Below are 21,288 nucleotides of genomic sequence, written 5' to 3'. Positions count from 1 at the left end.
GTCAGCCGAGCAGCGGGAACCAGCCGGCGGCCTCGCCCAGCTCCAGCCGGTCCCGGTCGGTCAGCGGCACCCGGCCGGCGGCCTTCAGCAGGTACTCGTGGTCGTCCCAGCCGGTCGGCCGTACCGCCTCGTCGCTGAGCAGGCTGTCCATCGTGGTCACGGCGACCCGCGTCGGGTCCGCCGCCGGCAGCGGCGCGTCCGGCAGGTCCACCACCAGGTCGAGGTGGTGGATGACCGCCTCGGTGGTCAGGGTGGCGAGCAGATGGGGTACGCGCAGCACGTGGCCCTGGGTGGTCACGAATCCGTCGGGGTCGGCTGCGGTGGCCGCGCGGACGGCGGCGGGCGCGGTGTCGGACCAGAGCTGGACCACACCTGAGGGTCGGTCGAACGCGACGGCGGAGCGGCGCGCCCACCAGGCGTGCCGTGCGCTCGCGTCGTCGTCGGCGGGGGTGAACGCGTGCCAGTAGCTGACGTCGTCCACGTCGGCCGGTCCGGGTGCGGGGCTGGCCAGGGCGACCAGCGCGCGCTGGGCGTCGCAGAGCACGTGGAAGAGCAGGTCGGCGACGAGCCAGCCGCGGCACCGGGTGGGCCGTTGCAGGCCGGCGTCGTCGAGCGGGGTGACCACGGCGGTGATGCCGTCGTACGCCTGGGCCAGCGCCTCGTGCTGCCGGATCGGGCTCATGACGTGCAGCCTGCCACGGTGCGGCACGCCCGGCACGACGGGACGCACGGCGAGGAGCAGGACGTCGGGCACGCCGGGTCGATGCGGTGCACCGACCCGGCGTGGGCGTCGGCGTCGGTCAGTCGAAGAGTTCGCCGAGGAAGCCGTGCTTCTTCTTCCGGCGGTAGTGGCCGTGGTAGCCGTAGTGCTGCTGCTGGCTGTGGCCGTACGCGGGCTGCGCATAGCCGTGGCCGGGCGGCGGCGGAGGAGGGGGCGGGGGGACGGCGCCGTAGCCGGGCTGGTGCGGCGCGGCGGCGGGCGGGGGCGGCGGGGGCGGCGGGTAGCCGGCGCCGGAGGGCGCGGCCTGCCGGGCGCCGCCGTGCTGCTGGTTCCAGTTGGCCTCGGCATCGAACAGCTTTTCCAGCTCGCCGCGGTCGAGGAAGATGCCCCGGCATTCGCCGCACTGGTCGATGACTACTCCGCTGCGCTCGTACTGGCGCATTTCTCCGCGGCACTTGGGACAGGTCATCTGCATGACAACGACGGTACCGGGTGTTTTCACGCAGTGGCGGTCAGCGCCTGCGTCACCTCGTCGTCGGAGACCTCGTGGAAGTCCTCGTAGTACGCGCCGACGGCGGCGAAGTCGGGCGGGAGTTGGCAGCTCACGACCGTGTCGGCTTCGGACGCGAGCATCTCGTACGCCTGCTCGGAGCCGACCGGGACGGCGACCAGGACGCGGGCGGCGCCGAGGTGGCGGGCGACCTGGACGGCGGCACGTGCGGTGGCGCCGGTGGCGAGTCCGTCGTCCACGACGACGGCGGTGCGTCCGGTGAGGTCCAGCGGCGGGCGGCCGGCGCGGTAGCGCTGCTCACGACGTTCCAGTTCGGCCTGTTCGCGGCGGCGGACCTGAGCGCGGTCGTTCTCGCTGATCCGGCCGGCGACCATCTCGTTGAGGACCTGCACACCGCCGGGGCCGAGTGCGCCGTACGCGACCTCGGGCGCCCAGGGCACGCCGAGCTTGCGGACGACGAGCACGTCGAGGGGTACGCCGAGCCGGTCGGCGATCACCTGGGCGACGGGTACGCCGCCGCGGACCAGGCCGAGCACGATGACGTCGGGTCGGCCGGCGAGGTCGGTCAGGCGCTCGGCGAGATCCCGTCCCGCCTCGGCCCGGTCGCGGTAGGTGGTCATCCCTCAGGTGTACGCCTTCCGGCCGGGTCGCGCGGGGCGGTTGCCGGGAATGCCGTCGGGTCCGCTGGTCGGGTGAGCGCCAGTGCCGGGGCGAGCACGAGCAGCGCGGCCGGGTAGAGCAGGTAGCCGAAGCGGGTGGAGGGCATGAGGAGGATCGCGGCGAGCAGCCCGTACCCGCAGATGATCGTGGTGGTGACGGCGGTGCGGGGCGGGCGGCGCAGCAGCCGGACGGCGATCGCGACTCCGGCGGCGACGAGCAGCGCGGCGGCGATCGCCCGGCCGGCCGGGAGCGTCTCGGCGATCAGGTGCCCGGGGAAGGGCGACTGGGCGGGACTGGTCACCATGCCGTGGCCGAGGGGGAAGCGCAGGACGTTCTCGACGAGGGCGTCGCGGTCGACGAGCAGTACCGGGACCAGCGCGAGGACGGGTAGGCCGAGGGCGCCGAGGGCGGTGCGCAGGGTGGCGCGGCGGGTGGCGGCCCAGAAGAGCAGGACGAGGGCGATCGGCCAGGCGAAGAGTTTCAGCGCGCCGGCGGCGCCGATCGCGAGACCGGCGCGGCCGGGGTGTCCGGCGGCGGCGAGCGCGAGGGCGAGCAGGCAGAGCGCGAGTACGGGCAGGTCGTCGCCGCCGGTGGCCAGGGTGAGCGCGCAGATGGGCAGGACGGTGGCGGCCTGGACGGCGCGCAGCACGGCGGCGTCGCGGCGGGGCGCGGCGGGGCCACCGGCGGCGCGCAGCGTGGCGACGAGGGCGATCAGGGTGAGCGCGGTGACCACGGCGAACCAGATGCGGGCGTCGGTCCACCAGGCGTCCACTGCGGCCCGGGGCAGCCCGAACAGCGCCATGCCGGGCTGGTAGGGGGTGTAGCCGAGGAGTTGTTCGCCGGGGGGCAGCGCGGCGATGGCGTCGGGGCCGAGGTAGGGGGTGCCGTGCTCGGCGAGGCGGGTGCCGGCGTTCTCCACGACGATCACCTCCTCCTGGGCGCGGTCGGTGCGTCCGCCGGCCCGTTCGAGGCTCTGCGTGACGATCGGGAGCAGCGCGGTGGTGGCCCAGGTGATTCCGGTGACCGTCCAGCGTGCCGGCAGCGCGGCCAGGGGTGTGCCGGCGGCGCGGCGGCGGGCGAGCAGTTGCGCGGTCGCCGCGAGGGTGGCGAGCGCGTACCCGATGGTAGCGACGGTGCCCCAGGCGCGGTGCGGCGGCAGCGTGGAGGTGGCGGCGGTGATCGCGGCGAAGACGGTGGCGGTGGCGTAGAGGCCCAGGTCGAGGGCGAGGCCACCGGCTGCGGTGTCGAGTGCCGACCAGCGGCGGGAGACGGGGGTCGCGGGGTCGGCGTGGGCGGTCACGCGGGCCAGTCTGGCAGACCGGCGCGGTGGTCCCGCGGGGTCAGGGTTGCCGGGAGTCGCCGGCGGCGGACGTGTTCGGGCGGGTGCGGGCACCGCCGGCGCGGCGTCCGGGGAGGCGGATCACGGCGCCTGCGTCGTGCAGTGCGGGTGCGAGCGCGCCGGTCCGGCCGCCGTGGCCGCGTTGGAGGCTGGCGAGCAGCGCGGCGGCGGGCAGTGGCCGGGCGAACAGGTGGCCCTGGCCGGCGGCGCAGCCGAGTTCCCAGAGGGCGCGGCGCTGGGGTTCGCTCTCGACGCCCTCGGCGACGACTGTGAGGTTGAGACTGCGGCCGAGGTCGAGGGTGGAGCGGATGACGGCGGCGGCCTCGGGCGTGGTCTCCATGGCGGTGACGAAGCTGCGGTCGATCTTCAGTTCGTGCACGGGGATGCGGGAGAGCAGGGAGAGCGACGAGTATCCGGTGCCGAAGTCGTCGAGCGCCAGGCGGACGCCGGAGTCGCGCAGCCGGCTGAGGACGCGGTCGACCACGTCGAGCTGGCTGAGCGTGAGCGTCTCGGTCAGTTCCAGCACGAGCCGGTCCGGCGGGAGGTCGTGGGCGCGCAGCCGGGCCAGCACCGCGCCGGGGAAACGGGCGTCGAGCAGGCTGCGGGGGGACACGTTGACCGAGACGGGCAGGTCGAAGCCGGCGTCGCGCCAGGAGCAGGCGGCGATGAGCGCCTGGTCGAGGATCGCCTCGGCGAACGCGGGCAGCAGCCCGGAGCGTTCCACCGCTTCGAGGAAGCGCAGCGGGTCGATGAGCCCGTGGGTGGGGTGGTGCCAGCGGGCCAGGGCCTCCGCGCCGATCACCTCGCCGCTGGCGAGGTCGACGATGGGCTGGAAGTTGACAGTGAATTCGTGGTCGGCGACGGCGCGGGGCAGTTCACCGCCGAGGGTGAGCCGGCTCAGGTCGGCGGTGTCGCGGGCGGGCGCGTAGGTGGCGAGGCGTTGGCCGGCGCGTTTGGCCTGGTACATGGCCACGTCGGCGCGGCGCAGCAACTCGGGCATCCCGCCGGTGGCGGGGGCGACGGCGATGCCGCCGCTGGCCTCCACGCTGATTCGCATGCCGTCCACGTCGAGCGGATCGTGCAGGGCGTTGAGCAGGGCCTCGGCGCGGTGGGAGGCGACGGCCGGGGCGGGCAGGCCGCGCAGCAGCACGGCGAACTCGTCCCCGCCGAGCCGGGCGACCAGGTCGTCGGGGCGGGCCGCGCGGCGCAGCCGCTCGGCGACCTGGATCAGCACCCGGTCACCGGCGCCGTGGCCGAGGGTGTCGTTCACTTCCTTGAAGTGGTTGAGGTCGATCAGCACCAGCGCGGTGACGCCGTCGGCGTGCCGGGTGGTGAGCTGGGCGCTGCCCTCGTCCAGCAGGTGCCGCCGGTTGGACAGGCCGGTGAGGGCGTCGTGGGTGGCGGCGTAGGCGTGGTCCTGGGCGATGCGGGCGAGTTCGGCGTACGCCTGGGCGTTGCGGACCGCGGTGCAGAGGGCGGAGGCGAAGGTACGCAGGGTGTACTGCTCCCGCTCGGAGAGCTCGACCGGACCGGCGAACCGCAGTCGCAGCACGCCGAGGTCGTCGGTGCGGTTGTGGCCTTCCAGCGCGACCGGCATGACCCGGCCGTCGATGTCACTGGGCTGGGGCGACGTTCCGTCGTACGCGATGCCTGCGGCGTTGCCGCGGACGGTGCGTCCGCCCTCGCGCAGCTCGATCTCGATCTCGTCGGCGGAGAAGAGTTCGCTGGCTTCGGTGACGGCGGTGGTCAGCACCTGGTCGAGGTCGACCACGTTGAGCGCGTCGGTGGCGCGGGCGAGTCGTTGCCACGCCTGCTGTTCGGTTCGGCTGCGGATCCGCGTGGAGTAGGCCAGGTGCAGGCTGAGCACCAGTGCCGGTACGGCGAGCAGCAGTCGGGGGTCGGCCCGCAGGATGAGTACGGTGCAGGCGGCCACCAGGAAGCGGACTGCGAATCCCGCGATCCGCAGGTCGAGGTCGGTGCGGAACTGCCGCATGATGGGCGTTCCGGACGCGAGCGCGATGACCGGAATCGCGAGTAGGTCGTCGAGCACGGCCGCGACTAGGTAGACGACTCCCAGCAGCAGCACGATCTGGAGCGGCTCGCGGGGCGGCCACGCGTTGCCGAGCAGCAGGATGACGAGAGTGCTGCCCCCGGCGACCAACGTGTGCTTCGCGACGCCGAATGCGGTCTTGATGGGCGCGAGTCGCGTGACCGATCCGCAGGCTACGCCGATGCCGGTTGCCAGGATCAGCCAGGAGGCCGGCGCGACGGCGAGACCGATGACGATCGCGGTCTCGACCCAGGCGAAGGCCACTGTGGTCGACCGGATGCGCACCGGGGTTTTGATGACTGTGGCCAGGGCGACCGTCACCACCAGGGTCGTGACGGTGACGAGGTCACGTACGGAGTCCGGTGGCTCTGTCCAGACGGCGATCAGTGCGGCGAGCGCGACGAACGTCGCGCATACGCTCAAGGTGGACACGATTACGCGCAGCGTGGGCTCGACGGCTTGTCGGCCGTCCGCTGTTCGGCTCAACCGGCATCACCCGCCGCTCACCGTCGGAATGCGATGAGCGGCAGCCTACCCCTTCGCCGGGAATATGAGAACTCTCAGTTCCATTCGGTGCTACGCATTTTGTCGCCCTCCTCGGATATCGAAAACGGGTCGTGGTTGCTTGATGCCCAAAGGGTTCGTCAGTTCCATTCGGTGCTGCGCATTGTCACGACCCTCCTCGCATATCTCTCTTGGCGCTTTGTGGCGCCCCTGTCTTGTAAGAGCAGGTTAGAGCGTAGGCAGGGCGATAAGAAAGCATTAATGTCGGTATGCGCAATATAAGTAACTATTGCGGAGTAAATGACGTTGTGTCCACGGGCTGTATGCGGAGCGGAGCCGATCGTCTCCTTCATGTACCCGCGCAGTCGCTCAGCGCCATGGGAATGGCCTGAGGTGCCTTACGTCGCCTGTAGCGTCGTCGTGGCGGCGGAACATTACAACCGTGGTTTGGACGGCTTTCACCGCCGGGTCGGACGAGAGTGGCGTCGGTGTGCCAGACCGCTGATGGGGCAACGGGTTTGTGACTAATCCATTGCGCTCCCGTGTGCCCGTGGACAGGAGCCGATTGAGGCTGGAACAGCAGCATGGAAATCCAGGTTGTCGGTGGTCTGGCGGTGCGGATCGGCACCACGGACCTCTCGCTTGGAACGCCCCGAACAGCAGTTGGTTCTGGCGCTGCTGGTCGTGCGGGCCAATCAGTTGGTCCCGATGCACGACCCGGTGGACGAGTTGTGGCCCGACGATCCGCCCCGCTCCACGATTGCCAATGGCCGGACCTACGCCGGCAACCTGCGGCGCAGCCTCGACTCGCACGCGGACGACAGGCTCAGGATCGTCCGTGAGCCGGGTGGCTACCGGCTCCTCGCCGACGAGAGCCTCATCGACCCTGTACCGGCTGACCGCGCGCTGGCCCGCGCTCGGGAACTGATGCGGGCGGGAGAGCCGGCGCAGGCGGTCCCGTAGCGGAGCCGGATTTCGTCGGTCGGAAGGAAATTTCGATCGCTTATTGCACGACGTGAGCGAGCGATCGGGTAGCGGCCCGACGATCCGCCTGATCGACGGCATGGCGGGCTGCGGCAAGACGACTCCTGCCCTGCACCTGGCCTCGCGGCCGGCCTGCGCGGCCACACCGAGGACACGTGGCTGACGCCTGCCCCATCGCTTGACATCCTTCTTCGCCACATGGGTGTGCCGGCCGGCCGGATACCGATGGAACTGCCCGGTCGATTGGAGATGTGGCGACGGGAAGTGGCCACGAGATCCGCGATCGTGGTGCTCGACAACGCCGCGGACAACCCGCAGGTCGAACCGCTGGCAGCGGCGCTCCTCCGCGCCGACGGCCGCGCGTCGTCGTACCCGGCGGATAGGGTCGGGCCGTGACCGAACCCGCGCAGCTCACCCACGTCGACCCGGCCGGTGCGGCCCGGATGGTCGACGTCTCCGCCAAGCCGGTGTCGGGCCGGCTCGCGGTCGCCGCCGGCCGGCTCCGCACCACCGCCGAGGTGGTCGAGCTGCTGCGCCGCGACGGCCTGCCCAAGGGCGACGCGCTCGCCGTCGGCCGGCTCGCCGGCATCATGGGCGCCAAGCGCACGCCCGACCTGATCCCGCTCTGCCACCCGATCGCGCTGCACGGCGTCACCGTCGACCTCGACCTCACCACCGACACGGTGGAGATCACCGCCACCGCGAAGACCGCCGACCGAACGGGCGTCGAGATGGAGGCGCTGACCGCGGTGGCGGTCGCCGGCCTCGCCCTGGTCGACATGGTCAAGGCGGTCGACCCGGCCGCCTCGGTGGAGGCCGTCCGGGTGCTCCGCAAGGAGGGCGGCAAGACCGGCGAGTGGGTCCGGCCGGAGGACCGGCCGTGATCCGGGCCCGGGTGATCGTGGCCTCCAACCGGGCCGCCGCCGGGGTGTATGAGGACACCAGCGGCCCGCTGCTCGTGACCGGCCTGCGCGAGCTGGGCTGCGAGGTCGACCCGCCGGTGGTGGTGCCGGACGGCGACCCGGTCGGTCAGGCGCTGCTCGCCGCCCGCGAGGAGCGCGTCGACGTGGTGCTGACCAGCGGCGGCACCGGCATCACCCCGACCGATCGCACGCCCGAGGTGACCCGCGCGCTGCTCGACTACGAGATTCCCGGCATCGCCGAGGCGATCCGCGCGTACAGCCGCGACACCGTGCCGGCCGCGGCGCTGTCCCGAGGGCTGGCCGGGGTGACCGGCCGGACGCTCGTGGTCAACCTGCCCGGTTCGCGGGGCGGCGCCCGCGACGGCCTGGCGGTGCTCGGGCCGATCCTGCGGCACGCCGTCGACCAGCTTCGCGGCGGCGACCACTGAACCCGCGGGCCGCGTGCCCCGGCGCTAGGCTCGCCGGATGAGCACGGAAACCGAAGCCGCCGCGGCCGAGGCGGCCACGCCACCCCCGGCCGGGTGGGAGGAGGCCCGCTCCCGGGTGTACGCGGTGGGCCTGTCCGCCGCGCTCCCCGCCGTCGCCCGCCCGCTGGCCGAGGCCGACGGGCACACCCTGGCCGAGCCGCTGACGACGCGTACCGACCTGCCGGCGTTCCCCACGTCCAGCGTGGACGGCTGGGCGGTGCGTGGGCCGGGGCCGTGGCGGGTGGTCGGGCGGGTGCTCGCCGGGCACACCGCGCCGCCGCTGGAGGCCGACGGCACCACTGTCGAGATCGCCACCGGCGCGATGGTTCCCGAGGGCACGACCGCGATCCTGCGGATCGAGGATTCGGCCCGCACGGCGGACGGCCTGGTGACCGGCACGCCCCGTACCCAGCCGGAGTGGCGGGAACCGGGCGAGGAGGCGTACGTCGGGGAGGAGCTGCTGCCCGCCGGCACGCCGGTGGATCCGGCGGTGATCGGCCTGGCCGCCTCCTGCGGGCACGACACGCTGCGGGTCCGCCGCCCGCCCCGGGCCGCGCTGCTGGTCTTCGGCGACGAGCTGCTCACCTCGGGTCCGCCGGGCGCGGGCCGGGTCCGCGACGCGCTCGGCCCGTCGGTGCCCGCCTGGCTGCGCCGCTACGGCTGCCAGGTGCGTACGGCCGACGTGGTCGGCCCGGTCGCCGACACGCTGCCCGCGCACGTGGCGGCGTTGCGTGGCGCGCTCGCCAACGCCGACCTGGTCTGCACCACCGGCGGCACCATGCACGGGCCGGTCGACCACCTGCACCCGACGCTGGAGGCGCTCGGCGCCGACTACGTGGTCAACACGGTGGCGGTGCGCCCGGGCTTCCCGATGCTGCTCGCCCGGCTGGTGGACGCCGACGGGCGGGTGCGGTTCGTGGCCGGCCTGCCCGGCAACCCGCAGTCCGCGGTGGTGGCGCTCGTGTCGCTCGTCGCGCCCCTGCTCGCCGGCCTCACCGGCCGGCCGATGCCGGTGCTGCCGCACGTGACGCTGGCCGAGCCGATTCCCGGGCGCGGCGACTACACCCATCTGGCGCTGGCCCGCTGGGACCGGATCGCCGGCACCGCGTACCCGGTGCGGCACGTCGGCTCGGCCATGCTGCGGGGTCTCGCGGGCGCTGACGGTTTCGCGGTGATCCGGCCCGGCACCAGCGGCGCGGCCGGCGACCGGGTGCCGCTCGTGCCGCTGCCGCTGACCCCCGGGGAGCGTGCCGGATGAGCGCGACGAACGAGCCGACGGGAGACGTCGTGACTGTGGAGGCAGGCGTGGTGCTCGGCGCGGTGACCGACCGGCCGCTCGACCTGGCCGCGCACGAGGCGGCGGTCGCCGACCGCCGGGCCGGCGCGGTGGTGTCCTTCCAGGGCGTGGTTCGCGACCACGACCACGGGCGGGGGGTCACCCGTCTGGAGTACGAGGGCCACCCCACCGCCGAGGTGGTGCTGCGCGAGGTGGCGGCCGAGGTCGCCGCCGACCCGGCGGTGTACGCGGTCGCGGTGTCGCACCGGATCGGCCCGCTGGAGATCGGCGACGTGGCGCTGGTGGCGTCGGTCAGCACGGCGCACCGGGCGGCGGCGTTCGCCGCGTGCGCACGGCTGGTCGACGAGGTCAAGGCGCGGCTGCCGATCTGGAAGCGGCAGGTCTTCGACGACGGCACCGAGGAATGGGTGAACTGCCCCTGAGGGCTCAGCGCCGGGCGGCGAGCGCGGCGGCTCGGCTCAACCGGTCGTGGTAGAACGCCGGCTCGGCGCCCGGACGCCACGGCAGCGCCGCGACCAGCACGATCAGCGCGATGGCCAGGGAGTTCTCCATGAGCGCGCCGAACAGGCCGTCCTGGTAGTGGGACACCTCGGGGAGCTGGTGCTCGTACGGCCAGATCGGTGAGATCAGGAACAGCAGGTAGAGCCCGAGCGCGCCCGCGCCGTGGCGGAGCCCGGTGAGCGTCGGGTACCAGATGGGCGGGCGCAGCGCGGGCACCCCGTTGGCCGAGGGCCCGCTGCCGCGCAGGGGCAGGCCACGGCTGGCGTCGCGGCGGCGTACCGCGGCGTCGGCCAGCACGATGATCGCCGGGATGACCCAGATCAGGTGGTGCGACCAGGAGATCGGGCTGATCACGTTGGCGGTGAGCCCGACGAGTGTGAACGCGGTCAGCTCGTCGCCGTCGGCGCGGGCGCTGATCGCCCGGGACAGGCCCAGCGCCAGGAGCAGCACCGAAAAGGCGAGCCAGAGCAGACCGGGCGTCTCGATCGAGTCGTAGAGCCGCGCCAGCAGCCCGGCGAGGGACTGGTTGGCGGTCATGTCCGCCGCACCGACCCGCTCGGTCTGCCACAGCACGCTCGTGAAATAGGCGCGGGACTCCTCGCCGACCATACCGAACGACGCGATGGTCACGCCGATCGTGGTGCCGACAGCGGTGAGCGCGGCCCGCCACTGCCGGGTGAGCATCAGGTAGGCGACGAACAGCGCCGGGGTGAGCTTGACGGCGGTCGCGAGCCCGATGCCGACGCCCGCCCAGGCGCCGCTGTAGACGAACCGGGCCAGCGGCGAGTCGGCGGTCTCGTGGTGAGTGCCCCGCTTGGCGCGCCAGCGCAGGCCCACCATGTCGGCCATGATCAGCGCGAACAGCAGCAGGTTGACCTGGCCGTAGCCGAGCGTCTCCCGGGACGGCTCGATGGCCACCGCGAGCGGGGTGGCGATGCCGACGGTGAACCAGAGCGGCCAGCCGAGCCGGTCCACGATGGGGCGCAGCAGCGCCGCCAGGACGACCGCGAGCGCGCCGATGCTGGCCAGCGCGTTGACGAAACCGGCGCCGTCGACCGGCAGCCAGGACATCGGCAGCATGACCAGGCCGGCGAACGGCGGGTAGGTGAAGCCCAGTGTGGTCGACGGCGCGACGAAGTCGTACAGCTCGTTGCCGCTGGCCCACCACACCACCGCGCCGTGGTAGATCTTCATGTCGAAGAAGTTGTACGGCCGTCCGAAGGCGCTGATGGCCAGCCACGCGACGTACGACACGGTGGCCACGACGCCGAGGCGCACGACGGTCCGGCGGTCGACGCGGGAGGTCGGGGCGAGGCGGTTGGTCCGTCTACCGACTGACGTCGGCATGGCGTGGCCACCCCCGTACCAAGATCGTCGTACCCGTCCAGGTCCAGAACGGAGCCTAGAACGGCGCCTCACGTTGCTGCCTCCCGCGTTACGCGACCGTGTCCGATCCCACACGTGTTTGCGACATTTCCACCGCGTTAACGGGTCTCGGACGGTTCAGGTGATTGGTGGCCTTGCGGGGGGTGGTGGCCGTACGGAAGGGCTGTCAGCCAGGCATTCTGCGGGCGGTCGCCGCGGAGCGTACGGCGATCTTCGCGTCGCGCCGCGCGGTGCGTACCGCGCGCTTGACCGACCGGCGCGAGTGGTCGATCCGGTGGCCTGCGCGCCAGCGCAGCCCCGGCTTGCCCTCGGTGTCGGCGGCGGCGAGGAGGAGGCCACCGAGCAGGCCGAGGTTCTTCAGGAAGTGGACCTGATTGTTGTTGCGCGCGGCCGGGTCGTCGTTCTTCCAGAAGGCGTGACCGGCGGCCGTGGTCGGGATCAGGGAGCCGGCGAGCACCAGCGCCACCGGGCGGGTGAACCGGCCGGTGGCCAGCATCAGGCCGCCGACGAGCTGGGTGGCGGCATTGGCCCGGATGAGCGACACGGTGTCGGTGGGGATGCGCGGGTGGACGTTGCGGATCAGCGGGGCGACCTTCCCGGTGACCGGTTCCGCGGCCTGCACCAGCCGTTCCGGGTTCTGCAGGTTGCGGGCACCGCTGACCACGAAGATGCCGCTCAACATGACTCGGGCGAGGGAACGCACGGGCTTCATGGCTCAGTCTTACCCCGTCGCGGGCGTCGTCATCCCCGCAACACACGAAAGGTATCGGCCGACGTGGACGTCCGGACGGTATCGATTTCAGCGACAGTCGCGGATGGACCGGTCGCGTTCGGTAAGGTCGCGCGGGTGACGACGCTGCGACTACGCCCGGAGGGCCCGGCCGACGAGCCGGCGGTGGCCCGGGTGCTGGCCGCCGCCTTCGCCCGGCCCGACGTGGCCACCCCGCCGGAGGTCGGCCTGGTCGAGGAGCTGCGGCACAGCCCGGCGTGGATTCCCGAGCTGGCCATGGTCGCCGAGTACGGCGGCGAGGTGGTGGCGTACGCGCTGCTCACGCGCGTGGGGGTACGCACCGACGACGGCCGAGTGTGGCCGGCGCTGGCTCTGGGCCCGGTGGCCGTGGCGCGGCACCGGCAGCGGCTCGGTCACGGCACGGCGGCGGTGCAGGCGGCGCTCGACGCGGCCACCGAGCTGGGCGAGCGGCTGGTGGTGGTGCTGGGCGACCCGGCGTACTACCGGCGGTTCGGGTTCGGCCCGGCGGACCGGCTGGGCCTGACCAGCCCCTGGTCCGGGCTGGGCGAGCCGTGGCAGGCGCTGGTGCTGCCGCCGTCGGCGAGCGAGGAGCCGCCGCCCCCGTCCGGCGAGGTGGTCTTCCCGCCGCCGTGGTCGCGGGTCTGAGCCGACGCTATCTGGGCCGGCGTGGCCTGAGCCGTCAGGTGGGCTGGGTGCGCAGGTAGCGGCCGAAGTGCGGGACGGTGAACGCCACCGTCCCGCGCTCCCCGGAGTAGATCAGCCCCTTCTTGATGAGCGCGTCGCGGGCCGGGGAGAGGCTGGCCGGCTTGCGGCCGAGCGCGCGGGCGATCTCGGCGGTGGGCACCGCGGCGTCCATGTCGTCGCGGCCGGCGTCCTCACCGTCCACCAGCGCCAGCGTCGCCATGGCCCGCATGTACTCGCGTTCGGCCGGGGTGGCCCGCTCGAACCGGGAACCGAAGAACCCCACTGCCAGCTCCGCCTCCGCCTCGGGCGCGGCGACGCGGACGTCCGCCGCGGTGATCGGCGAGCGGGGCGCGTGGTCCCAGGTGGCCTTGCCGTACGCCTGGACGAAGTAGGGGTAGCCGCCGGACTTCTCGTAGAGCAGGTCGAGGGCCTTCTGCTCGTACTCGACCTCCTCCCGCTCGGCCGGCGCGCAGAGCGCCTGGTCGGCGGCGATCCGGTCGAGCCGGTCGATGCGCTGGTAGCGGTAGAGCCGCTCCGAGTAGGACTTGGCGGCGCTGAGCACGGCCGGCAGGTGCGGCAGCCCCGCGCCCACCACGATCAGCGGCGCGCCGAGCTGGGACAGCTCGTGGCAGGCGGCGCAGAGCGCGGATACGTCCTCCGCGCCGACGTCCTGCATCTCGTCGATGAAGATCGCGATGCCGGTGCCGACGTCGGTGGCGACCGCCGCCGCGTCGCTGAGCAGCTCGACCAGGTCGATCTCGATGTCGCCGGAGTCGGCGCGTCCGCTGCTCGCGGGTACGTCGATGCCGGGCTGCCAGCGGTCGCGCAGCTTGGGCGCCGCGCCACCGCGTCCGGTGGGCGCGGAGCGTTGCGCGAACGCCTTGAGTACGCCGAGGAAGGCGTCGATCCGGTCCGGGGCGCGGTGCCGGGGCGCCAGTTCACGGACCGCCATGTGCAGCGCGGCGGCGATCGGCCGGCGCAGCGACTGGTCCGGCCGCGCCTCGATCTTGCCGGTGCCCCAGAGGTGGTTGATCGCCTCGGACCGCAGCGTGTTGAGCAGGACCGTCTTGCCCACGCCACGCAGCCCGGTGAGCATCAGGCTGCGTTCGGGCCGGCCGCGCGCGATGCGTTCCAGCACCACGTCGAACACGTCGAGTTCCCGCCCCCGCCCGGCGAGTTCGGGCGGGCGCTGGCCGGCGCCCGGCGCGTACGGGTTGCGGACCGGATCCACGAATCGCACAGTATCGGGTTCTCTAGCGACCAGGCTAGACGTGCGTAGAGGCGGCTACCGCGTGTCGGCCTCGACATAAAACTAGGGCTGTCTAGCGTGGATGCTAGACAGCCCTAGTTTTGCGTACCGACCGGCCGGGGCCTCAGCGGCGCTTCAGGCAGAGCACGAAGTCGAGCGTGTCCAGCTCACTGTCGAAGAAGTACCAGTCGGTGTAACCGTCGACCTTCCCGCACTTCGCCTCCGCGTCCTTCTTGCCGCTCGTCGCGCCGTCGACGCGCCGCAGCACCTCGTACGTCTTCGGGGCGCAGTCGGCAATCACCAGCTTCGGCTGCCCGCCGCCGCCCTCGTTGGCGACGCACTGGCCCGCCTTCACGAAACGCGGATCGGTCGAGGAGGCCGGCGCCGGCGCCGTGGGCGTCGTCTCCGCCGGATCGCTCGGCGCCGCCTCGGTCGGATCATCGGCCGGTGCGGTGGCCGCCGTCGTCCCGGCCGTCGGGCTCTCCTCGTCCCGGCCGAGCATCCAGTACGCCCCGGCGCCCCCGAGCAGCAGCACCGCCAGCACGACCACGACCAACAGCAGCGGGCCCTTGCCCCGTTTCGGCGGGGTCGGCTCGCCGTACGGTGGCTCCCCGCCGTACGGCGGTCCGGCGTACCCGCCCTCGGCCGGGTGGCCCTGCCGGGGCGGGCCGGGGGACCAGGCCGGCCCGGGCTCGTAGCGCTGCGTCGGCGGCCCGTACTGATCCGCCGGCGGGCCGTACCGGTCGGCGGGCCCGTACTGGTGGGTCGGCGGCCCGTACTGATCTTCGGGCGGGCCGTACGGCCGCGCGCCCGGCGGCGGGCCGTACTGCGGGTCGGGCTGCGCGGCGTAACGAGGGTCGCCCTGCGGCGCGTAGCGGGGATCGGACTGCGGGGCGTAGCCGTCGTCTGGCCGTCCCCAGGGGTCGGGGGAGCCGCCGCCCGGTGGACCGAAGTTCGACATGAACGCCTCCTGCGTACGCCAGTGCTGAGAGGCCGGCCACCAACTGGGGACGCCGACGCCGTGGTCACCGTAGCGTGGTCCCTCGATGAGCTCACGCCCCACGAGTGCGACGAACGCTGTCGATTCCGCGACGCCGCCGACCCGTACCGCCCTGATCTGGACCGCACTCGTGCTGGTCTACCTGCTCTGGGGCTCGACGTACCTGGGCATCCGGGTCGCCGTCGAGTCGCTGCCGCCGCTGATCTCCGCCGCGATGCGGTTCGCCGCCGCCGCCGTGGTGCTCGCCGTGGTGCTGCGGGTGCGGCGCGGGCCCGGCGCGTTGCGGGTGCCCCCGCGCCGTGTCGGTTCCGCCGCGCTGATCGGCGTGCTGCTGCTCGCCGGTGGAAACGGGCTGGTGGTGCTCGCCGAGTCGGGTCCGGCCGGAACCGCGGTGCCCTCGGGCGTGGCCGCGCTGCTGGTGGCCACCGTGCCGCTCCTGGTGGTGCTGCTGCGGACCGTGGGCGGGGACCGGCCCCGGCCGTGGACGTTCGCCGGGGTGACGCTCGGGTTCGCCGGCCTCGTCGTGCTGGTGCTGCCCCGCGAAGGGGTGGACGGCGTGCCGGTGGCCGGCGCGCTCACGGTGGTCGCGGCCGCCGCGAGCTGGTCGGTCGGCTCGTACCTGTCCGGGCGGATCCGGATGCCCGCCGACCCGTTCGTGGCCACCGTCTACGAGATGACGGCCGGCGCGGCGGTGCTCGCGCTGGTCGGCGTCGCCCGTGGCGAGCTGCGCGGCTTCAGCTTCGCCGAGGTGACCGGGCGGTCCTGGGCGGCGCTGGCCTACCTGATGGTGGCCGGTTCGCTCGTCGCCTTCACCGCGTACGTCTGGCTGCTCGCCCACGCGCCGATCTCCCTGGTCTCCACGTACGCGTACGTGAATCCGGTGGTCGCGGTGGTGCTCGGCGCGCTGTTCGTCGCCGAGCCGATCACCTCGCAGGTGCTGCTGGGCGGCGCGATCATCGTGGTCGGCGTGGCGGTGGTGGTGAGCACCGAGCGACCCCGCCGGTCCCCGCCACCAGCCGTCGAAGGGACAGCCGGGGAACCCGCCGGGCGGTAGCGTCCCGGCCCGTGTCTGCGCTGCTGGTGACGGGGGTCGCGCTCCTCGGCGCGGCGGCCGGGTGGGTGGCCGTACCGGTCGGCCGGTTGTTCGTCACCGTTCCCGCTGGCGGCCCTCCGCGCCGAGGCGCGCTCGCCCTGGTCGGCGCCGTGGTGTTCGGCGGGCTCGCCGCCGCCCGGGGCGGCGATCCGGCGCTGCCGGCGCTGCTGCTGATCGCCGCGACCGGGCTGGTCCTCGCGGTCACCGACCTGACAACGCTGCGGCTGCCCGACCCGCTCGTCGGCCTGGTCGCGATCGGCGGCGGGCTCGGCCTGGCCGCTGCCACGGCGGCGACCGGCGAACCGCGCCGCCTGACCGTCGCGGTCGCCGGGGCCGCGTTCTCCTTCATCGGGTACGCGCTGCTGGCGCTGCTGCCCCGGGCCCGGCTCGGGTTCGGCGACGTGAAGCTCGCCGCCGCGCTCGGGCTGCCGCTGGGCTGGCTCGGCTGGCCGGCGCTGCGCCTCGGGCTGCTCCTGCCGCACGTGCTAGCCGGGGTGGTGGTCCTCGTCCTGCTCGCCGCCGGCCGGGTACGCCGGGACACGCCGGTGCCGTTCGGCCCGGCGATCCTCGGCGGCGCGTGGCTCGCCGCCGTCCTCACCTGACGCGCGCCGGTCAGATCAGCCGGAGCTGGTGGTCCTTCGGGCGGCGGGGCTCGGCCGCGTCCAGGCGCTCGAACAACGCCGGGTCGATCACGTCGAGGAACGGCGACGGGCGGGTGTCGCGTTCCGCGCCGTGCCGGGCGCGCCGGCCCGCATGGCTGACGTAGAGCCGGTCCTGCGCCCGGGTCAGCCCGACGAAGAACAGCCGCCGCTCCTCGGCCACCGCGTCGTCGTCCGGCTCGCTTCCGGGCCAGCGCAGCGGCAACAGCCCGTCCTCGGCCCCGACCAGGAACACCACCGGGAATTCCAGGCCCTTCGCGGCGTGCAGCGTGAGCAGCGTGACCGCCTCGGCGCGCGGGTCCAGCGCGTCCACCTCCGCGCCGGTGGCGAGCTGGTTGAGGAACAGTTCCAGGTCGTCGTCGCAGCGGCGGGCCAGCGGGGCGAGCAGGTCCACCGCCGTACGGACGTCCTCAGGACGTACCGCGCCGGAACCGTCGAGCGTCGGCACCGCGAAGCGCTCGGCCAGGATCTGCCCGGCCTGGCGTACCCGGGCGGCGAGCGAACCGTCCAGCCCGGCGTGGCGCAGCTCGCGGGCGATGGCCGGCACGCCGGGACGGTCACGCAGCCGGTCGTGCGAGCGCTTCTGCACCGGAATGTTCGCCCGGGCCAGCGCGTCCACGATCGGCGCGGCCTGCGCGTCCGTGCGGTACAGCACCGCGATGTCGGAGAAGGACAGCGACGTCGTCCGCCCGTCGATCCGCCCCGAGTCCAGCGAGCGGTGGGACAGGCCACCGACCAGTTCGTCCACGGTACGGACCACGAAGTCGGCCTCGTCGTACGCCGAACTCGCCGCGTACCGGCCCACCAGCGGTGCCTCCGGGTCGAGCCGGGCCGGGTCGAGGCGTCGCCCTCGCACCAGCGACGACGGCGCGATGGCCTGCACGGCGGCGGCCAGGATCGGCGCCGAGGAGCGGTAGTTGCGGTTCAGCCGAACCAGCCGGGCGTCGGTGAAGTCCTGCGAGAAGCGCAGGAAGTAGCCCACGTCCGCGCCCCGGAACGAGTAGATCGCCTGGTCCGGGTCGCCGATCGCGCACAGGTTGCCGTCCGGCGGGCTGAGCAGCCGCAGCAGGTCGTACTGCACCGCGTCGACGTCCTGGTACTCGTCGACGAAGATCCACTTCCACCGCTCGCGGTACTCCCGGACCAGCTTCCGATCGCCCTTGAGCAGCGCCACCGGCAGCGTCAGCAGCTCGTCCAGGTCGACCAGGTCCCGCTTGCGCAGCAGCGCCACGTACCGCTCGTCGTCGTCACCGGCCTCGGCGCGCGCCGCCGCCCGGTCGGCGTCGTCGGCGATCCGGAAGTCCGCCGGCAGTCCGGCCGCCGCCGAGTTCTCCCGCAGCAGGGTCAGGCCCAGCGAGTGGAACGTACCCACTGTGACGTCCTCGGCGACCGGGCCGAGAAGCCCGTCCAGCCGGTGCCGCAGCTCCTCGGCCGCCCGGCGGGTGAACGTGATCGCCAGGCACTGATCAGGGAAGACGTTCAGCTCCGCGCACAGGTACGCGATCCGGTGGGTGAGCGTGCGGGTCTTGCCGGTGCCCGGACCGGCCACGATGAGCAGCGGGCCACCCGGCGCGGACGCGGCCACCCGCTGCATCGCGTCCAGCCGGTCCAGCAGGCCGGTGCCGACCTCCTCCATCCCGGCGAGCATCGGCTCGAACGGCTCGTGCGGCGACGGCGGCGGCGCGATCGGAGGCGCGGGCGGCGGTGTCCGCTTCGGCTCCGGCCGGGCCGCCGCCGGGCGCTTGGCCTTCGGCTTCGGCGCCGGCTCCGCGGGCCGCCGCTGCGCGGGCACGGGTACGTCGAACAGCGTCTCCTGCCCCGCCCCGGCACCCGGACCGCCCAGCTCCGCCGGGTCGAACAGCGTGATCACCCCGTACTCGCCGTCGTAGCCCGGCACCCGGCGCACGTCGCCGCGCCGTAGCCGGCCGATGCCCTCCGCGAGCAGCTCGCCGCCGACGCGGCCGATCTCCTCGACCGGGGTACGGGTGAGGATCTCCAACTCCGGTCCGAGCGCGGCGATCAGCTCGTTGAGCTTGCCCTCGACCTTCTTCGACCGCGCGCCCACCCGGTTCAGCTCGCCCAGGATCTCCGCCAGCGGCACCAGGTGGGTCACCTCGCGCGCGTGCGCCGGACGATGCCCCGCCGGCCGGTCGGCCAGCTCCTCGATCCGGCTGAGCACGCCCACCGTCAGCGGCTTGCCGCACTCCGGGCAGCGCCCGCCGGCCTCGCGGGTCCGCTGCGGCGACCAGTTCACGCCGCACAGCCGGTGGCCGTCGGCGTGGTACTTGCCCTCCTCCGGGAAGAACTCGACGGTCCCGGCGAGCCCGTCCCCGGTACGCAGCGCCTCGCGGATGGCGAAGTAGTCACGGGCGGCGGTGAGGACAGTGGCCTCCCGGGCCAGCGCCGGCGGCGAGTGCGCGTCCGAGTTGGACACCAGCTGGTAGCGGTCCAGGCTGCCGACCCGCCAGTTCATCTCCGGGTCGGACGACAGGCCGGTCTCCACCGCGAAGATGTGCTCGGCCAGGTCCGCGTAGCAGTCGGCGATCGCGTCGAAGCCCGACTTCGAGCCCAGCGCGGAGAACCAGGGCGTCCAGATGTGCGCGGGCACCAGGTAGCCGTCCGGACTCGCCTCCAGCGTGATCTCCAGCAGGTCGCGGGAGTCCAGCCCGAGGATCGGCCGCCCGTCCGAGCCGAGGTTGCCGATCCGGCCCAGCGCGGTGTTGAACCGCCCCACCGCGTCCAGGTCCGGCAGGTAGATCAGGTGGTGCACCTTGCGCGTGCGGTCGTCCCGCTTGTAGATCGTGGAGATCTCCACGCTGAGCATGAACCGGACCGGGTCCGCCTCCGCCTCGCTCGCCAGCCGGGGCGGCAGCCGCCGGGCGACGTCGCGCTCCGCCTCGGGCGCGAGCCGGTACAGGCCGGGCTCGGCCGGGTGCAGCGTCTCGCGCAGGTGGTCGTACCAGGCGGGATGGGTGAAGTCCCCGGTGCCGAGCACTCCGATGCCCTTGCGCCGGGCCCACCAGGCCAGGTTCGGCAGGGTCAGGTCGCGGCTGCACGCGCGGGAGTACTTCGAGTGGATGTGCAGGTCCGCCACGTACGGCGGGAGGCCACCGGGGGGTGCGGCGCTGAACGGAGGCACGCCGCATCCTGTCACGTCCGGTCCCCCGCCCGCCCGTCGCCACGCGTACGGGTGACCTGAGCAATGCGGTGCTGGACTCGGCGGCCCGTGCGCGCTATGGGGCGCGCAGCTCCACGAGCGTCACCTGAGGTGGCGCGCCCACCCGGACCGGCGGGCCCCAGAAACCGGCGCCGTTCGTGACGTAGACCTTCGTGCCGTCCACCTCGCCGAGACCGGAGACCACCGGTTGTTCGAGCTTGACCGCCAGGTTGAACGGCACCATCTGACCGCCGTGGGTGTGCCCGGACAGTTGGAGGTCGACGCCGAACTTCGCGGCCTCCTGCGCGGCCACCGGCTGGTGGGCGAGCAGCACCACCGGCCGGCTCGGGTCGCGGTCGCCGAGCGCGGCGGCGTAGTCGGCGGGGGCGGCCACCCCGGTGCCGGCGGCGCTGACGTCGTTCACCCCGGCCAGGTCCAGCACGCCGCCCCGGGCCTGGATCTCCTGCCGTTCGTTCTGCAGCACCCGCAGGCCGAGCCGGTCCACCTCGCGGACCCACTCCTCCACGCCGGAGTAGTACTCGTGGTTACCGGTGACGAAGAAGCTGCCGTACCGGGACTGCAGGTCGCGCAGCGGCTCGGCGGCCTCGCCCAGCTCGGCAACCGTGCCGTCGACCAGGTCACCGACCACGGCGACGAGGTCGGCGTCCATCCGGTTGATCATCGCGACGATCCGCTCGGTGTGCGCCCGGCCGCGCAGCGGCCCGAGGTGGATGTCGGAGACGGTGGCGATGCGCAGCCCGTCCATGCTGCGGGGCAGCTTGGCCAGCGGGATCTGCACCCGGTCGAGCTGCGGCGGACCGATGGCGGTGCGGACGCCGTACCCGGTGACGCCGGCGGCGGTCAGCCCGGCGAAGATCGCCGCCCCGCGCGCGAGCAGCAGCCGCCGGGAGGGATCGTGGTCCGGCGCGTCGGTGCCGGCGGGCGGCGCGTCGGTGGGGGCGACCGGCGGCGGCGTCCCACCCTCCGCGGTTGCCGCGCCCACGAGCGCGGGCTCGGGCTCGGGCTCCGGGCCGACGGCCGCCGAGCGGGCCCGGCGGCGCTGCACCAGCCGGACCACAGCGGTGGGCACTTCGAGCACCAGCAGGATCACCAGCAGGTAGAACATGAGCGCGACCCAGAGGTAGCCGGGCCAGGCCAGCCAGTACCAGCCGTTGCGGGTGCCGGCCAGGGTCACCGGCACGAGCACCGCCAGCGCCGCGATCGCCACCCCGCCGACCCGGCGCCACCGCCCAGGGCGCGTGGTGTCCCGGACCAGCCGCTTCCACAGATAGAAGTGGATCAGGCCGATCACGAGCACGACGAAGCCCAGGAATGTCGCCATGGCCAGCACG

The 21,288-nt window shown here is 73.6% G+C and carries 20 protein-coding genes; 9 read left to right on the top strand and 11 right to left on the bottom strand.

The window, feature by feature from the left end:
* Position 1 precedes the first annotated feature (1 nt).
* From FHU28_RS02595 to FHU28_RS02575, 5 genes are read right to left on the bottom strand one after another with little or no spacing between them, the layout of a single operon-like run.
* On the bottom strand, positions 2–754 hold the full coding sequence (locus tag FHU28_RS02595; protein WP_311773507.1) for a maleylpyruvate isomerase N-terminal domain-containing protein: 753 nt from the start codon (positions 752–754) through the stop codon (positions 2–4).
* A 46-nt stretch (positions 755–800) separates the two neighbouring features.
* Positions 801–1,196 carry a TFIIB-type zinc ribbon-containing protein gene (locus FHU28_RS02590; RefSeq protein ID WP_073831137.1) on the bottom strand — a complete coding sequence of 132 codons (396 nt, stop codon included), beginning with the start codon at positions 1,194–1,196 and terminating at the stop codon, positions 801–803.
* A 23-nt stretch (positions 1,197–1,219) separates the two neighbouring features.
* On the bottom strand, positions 1,220–1,852 hold the full coding sequence (locus tag FHU28_RS02585) for a phosphoribosyltransferase (protein ID WP_184680492.1): 633 nt from the start codon (positions 1,850–1,852) through the stop codon (positions 1,220–1,222).
* On the bottom strand, positions 1,849–3,192 hold the full coding sequence (locus tag FHU28_RS02580) for a glycosyltransferase 87 family protein (protein ID WP_184680490.1): 1,344 nt from the start codon (positions 3,190–3,192) through the stop codon (positions 1,849–1,851). Before FHU28_RS02580 ends, FHU28_RS02585 begins: the two co-directional genes overlap by 4 nt.
* Before the next feature lie 40 nt (positions 3,193–3,232).
* The gene (locus FHU28_RS02575) at positions 3,233–5,713 is read right to left on the bottom strand and encodes a putative bifunctional diguanylate cyclase/phosphodiesterase (protein WP_376700605.1); all 2,481 of its coding nucleotides are present in this window, start codon (positions 5,711–5,713) and stop codon (positions 3,233–3,235) included.
* A 714-nt stretch (positions 5,714–6,427) separates the two neighbouring features.
* On the opposite strand from FHU28_RS02575, the gene FHU28_RS02570 reads away from it, so the two are divergent.
* The 6 genes from FHU28_RS02570 to FHU28_RS02550 all read left to right on the top strand — a co-directional run bounded on the left by FHU28_RS02570 (position 6,428) and on the right by FHU28_RS02550 (position 9,878).
* Entirely contained in the window at positions 6,428–6,748 is a 321-nt protein-coding gene (locus tag FHU28_RS02570; protein WP_184680486.1) for an AfsR/SARP family transcriptional regulator, read from the top strand.
* A 285-nt stretch (positions 6,749–7,033) separates the two neighbouring features.
* Positions 7,034–7,165, top strand: coding sequence for a hypothetical protein (locus tag FHU28_RS32405; RefSeq protein ID WP_260412834.1), 132 nt, complete (start codon positions 7,034–7,036; stop codon positions 7,163–7,165).
* A complete protein-coding gene (gene moaC / locus FHU28_RS02565) occupies positions 7,162–7,653 on the top strand; it encodes a cyclic pyranopterin monophosphate synthase MoaC (RefSeq protein WP_184680484.1) in 492 nt (163 codons plus the stop codon). The genes FHU28_RS32405 and moaC overlap by 4 nt, the downstream gene beginning before the upstream one ends.
* Positions 7,650–8,120 (top strand): MogA/MoaB family molybdenum cofactor biosynthesis protein, encoded by a 471-nt coding sequence (locus FHU28_RS02560; RefSeq protein ID WP_116512017.1) that lies wholly within the window; start codon positions 7,650–7,652, stop codon positions 8,118–8,120. The genes moaC and FHU28_RS02560 overlap by 4 nt, the downstream gene beginning before the upstream one ends.
* Positions 8,121–8,157: 37 nt before the next feature.
* On the top strand, positions 8,158–9,417 hold the full coding sequence (locus FHU28_RS02555; protein ID WP_184680482.1) for a molybdopterin molybdotransferase MoeA: 1,260 nt from the start codon (positions 8,158–8,160) through the stop codon (positions 9,415–9,417).
* Positions 9,414–9,878: a molybdenum cofactor biosynthesis protein MoaE gene (locus FHU28_RS02550; protein ID WP_184680480.1), complete on the top strand. Its 465-nt coding sequence runs from the start codon at positions 9,414–9,416 to the stop codon at positions 9,876–9,878. Before FHU28_RS02555 ends, FHU28_RS02550 begins: the two co-directional genes overlap by 4 nt.
* A gap of 4 nt (positions 9,879–9,882) precedes the next feature.
* Here FHU28_RS02550 and FHU28_RS02545 read toward each other — a convergent pair whose 3' ends face one another.
* Both FHU28_RS02545 and FHU28_RS02540 read right to left on the bottom strand, forming a co-directional pair.
* A complete protein-coding gene (locus FHU28_RS02545; RefSeq protein WP_184680477.1) occupies positions 9,883–11,304 on the bottom strand; it encodes a glycosyltransferase 87 family protein in 1,422 nt (473 codons plus the stop codon).
* A gap of 205 nt (positions 11,305–11,509) precedes the next feature.
* Positions 11,510–12,055 carry a DoxX family protein gene (locus FHU28_RS02540; RefSeq protein ID WP_116510963.1) on the bottom strand — a complete coding sequence of 182 codons (546 nt, stop codon included), beginning with the start codon at positions 12,053–12,055 and terminating at the stop codon, positions 11,510–11,512.
* Between the two features lie 135 nt (positions 12,056–12,190).
* Between FHU28_RS02540 and FHU28_RS02535 the strand changes: the two genes are divergently transcribed.
* The gene (locus tag FHU28_RS02535) at positions 12,191–12,739 is read left to right on the top strand and encodes a GNAT family N-acetyltransferase (RefSeq protein WP_043330817.1); all 549 of its coding nucleotides are present in this window, start codon (positions 12,191–12,193) and stop codon (positions 12,737–12,739) included.
* A gap of 34 nt (positions 12,740–12,773) precedes the next feature.
* Here FHU28_RS02535 and FHU28_RS02530 read toward each other — a convergent pair whose 3' ends face one another.
* Together FHU28_RS02530 and FHU28_RS33210 are read right to left on the bottom strand one after the other, a co-directional pair.
* Positions 12,774–14,009 (bottom strand): ATP-binding protein, encoded by a 1,236-nt coding sequence (locus tag FHU28_RS02530; protein WP_073831126.1) that lies wholly within the window; start codon positions 14,007–14,009, stop codon positions 12,774–12,776.
* A 142-nt stretch (positions 14,010–14,151) separates the two neighbouring features.
* Positions 14,152–14,589: an LppU/SCO3897 family protein gene (locus FHU28_RS33210; RefSeq protein ID WP_260413267.1), complete on the bottom strand. Its 438-nt coding sequence runs from the start codon at positions 14,587–14,589 to the stop codon at positions 14,152–14,154.
* A gap of 484 nt (positions 14,590–15,073) precedes the next feature.
* Here FHU28_RS33210 and FHU28_RS02520 point away from each other — a divergent pair, with 484 nt between their 5' ends.
* Together FHU28_RS02520 and FHU28_RS02515 are read left to right on the top strand one after the other, a co-directional pair.
* Positions 15,074–16,081: an EamA family transporter gene (locus FHU28_RS02520; RefSeq protein ID WP_260412833.1), complete on the top strand. Its 1,008-nt coding sequence runs from the start codon at positions 15,074–15,076 to the stop codon at positions 16,079–16,081.
* An 11-nt stretch (positions 16,082–16,092) separates the two neighbouring features.
* Positions 16,093–16,722: a prepilin peptidase gene (locus FHU28_RS02515; RefSeq protein ID WP_184680464.1), complete on the top strand. Its 630-nt coding sequence runs from the start codon at positions 16,093–16,095 to the stop codon at positions 16,720–16,722.
* A 10-nt stretch (positions 16,723–16,732) separates the two neighbouring features.
* Here FHU28_RS02515 and FHU28_RS02510 read toward each other — a convergent pair whose 3' ends face one another.
* On the bottom strand, positions 16,733–19,918 hold the full coding sequence (locus FHU28_RS02510) for a UvrD-helicase domain-containing protein (RefSeq protein WP_184680460.1): 3,186 nt from the start codon (positions 19,916–19,918) through the stop codon (positions 16,733–16,735).
* 94 nt (positions 19,919–20,012) lie between these two features.
* Complete coding sequence (locus FHU28_RS02505; RefSeq protein ID WP_221453095.1) at positions 20,013–21,278, bottom strand: metallophosphoesterase; 1,266 nt, start codon at positions 21,276–21,278, stop codon at positions 20,013–20,015.
* Between the last annotated feature and the right edge of the window lie 10 nt (positions 21,279–21,288).

Origin of the sequence: Micromonospora echinospora (assembly GCF_014203425.1) — a bacterium.
GTDB lineage: Bacteria > Actinomycetota > Actinomycetes > Mycobacteriales > Micromonosporaceae > Micromonospora > Micromonospora echinospora_A.
This window is presented reverse-complemented; position numbering and strand designations above follow the sequence as displayed.

Excerpts from the sequence above, each read along its gene's own strand:
- FHU28_RS02590 (WP_073831137.1), bottom strand. The coding sequence starts at position 1,196 with ATGCAGATGACCTGTCCCAAGTGCCGCGGAGAAATGCGCCAGTACGAG.
- FHU28_RS02585 (WP_184680492.1), bottom strand. The coding sequence starts at position 1,852 with ATGACCACCTACCGCGACCGGGCCGAGGCGGGACGGGATCTCGCCGAG.
- FHU28_RS02555 (WP_184680482.1), top strand. The coding sequence starts at position 8,158 with ATGAGCACGGAAACCGAAGCCGCCGCGGCCGAGGCGGCCACGCCACCC.
- FHU28_RS02550 (WP_184680480.1), top strand. The coding sequence starts at position 9,414 with ATGAGCGCGACGAACGAGCCGACGGGAGACGTCGTGACTGTGGAGGCA.
- FHU28_RS02545 (WP_184680477.1), bottom strand. The coding sequence starts at position 11,304 with ATGCCGACGTCAGTCGGTAGACGGACCAACCGCCTCGCCCCGACCTCC.
- FHU28_RS02540 (WP_116510963.1), bottom strand. The coding sequence starts at position 12,055 with ATGAAGCCCGTGCGTTCCCTCGCCCGAGTCATGTTGAGCGGCATCTTC.
- FHU28_RS02520 (WP_260412833.1), top strand. The coding sequence starts at position 15,074 with ATGAGCTCACGCCCCACGAGTGCGACGAACGCTGTCGATTCCGCGACG.
- FHU28_RS02505 (WP_221453095.1), bottom strand. The coding sequence starts at position 21,278 with ATGGCGACATTCCTGGGCTTCGTCGTGCTCGTGATCGGCCTGATCCAC.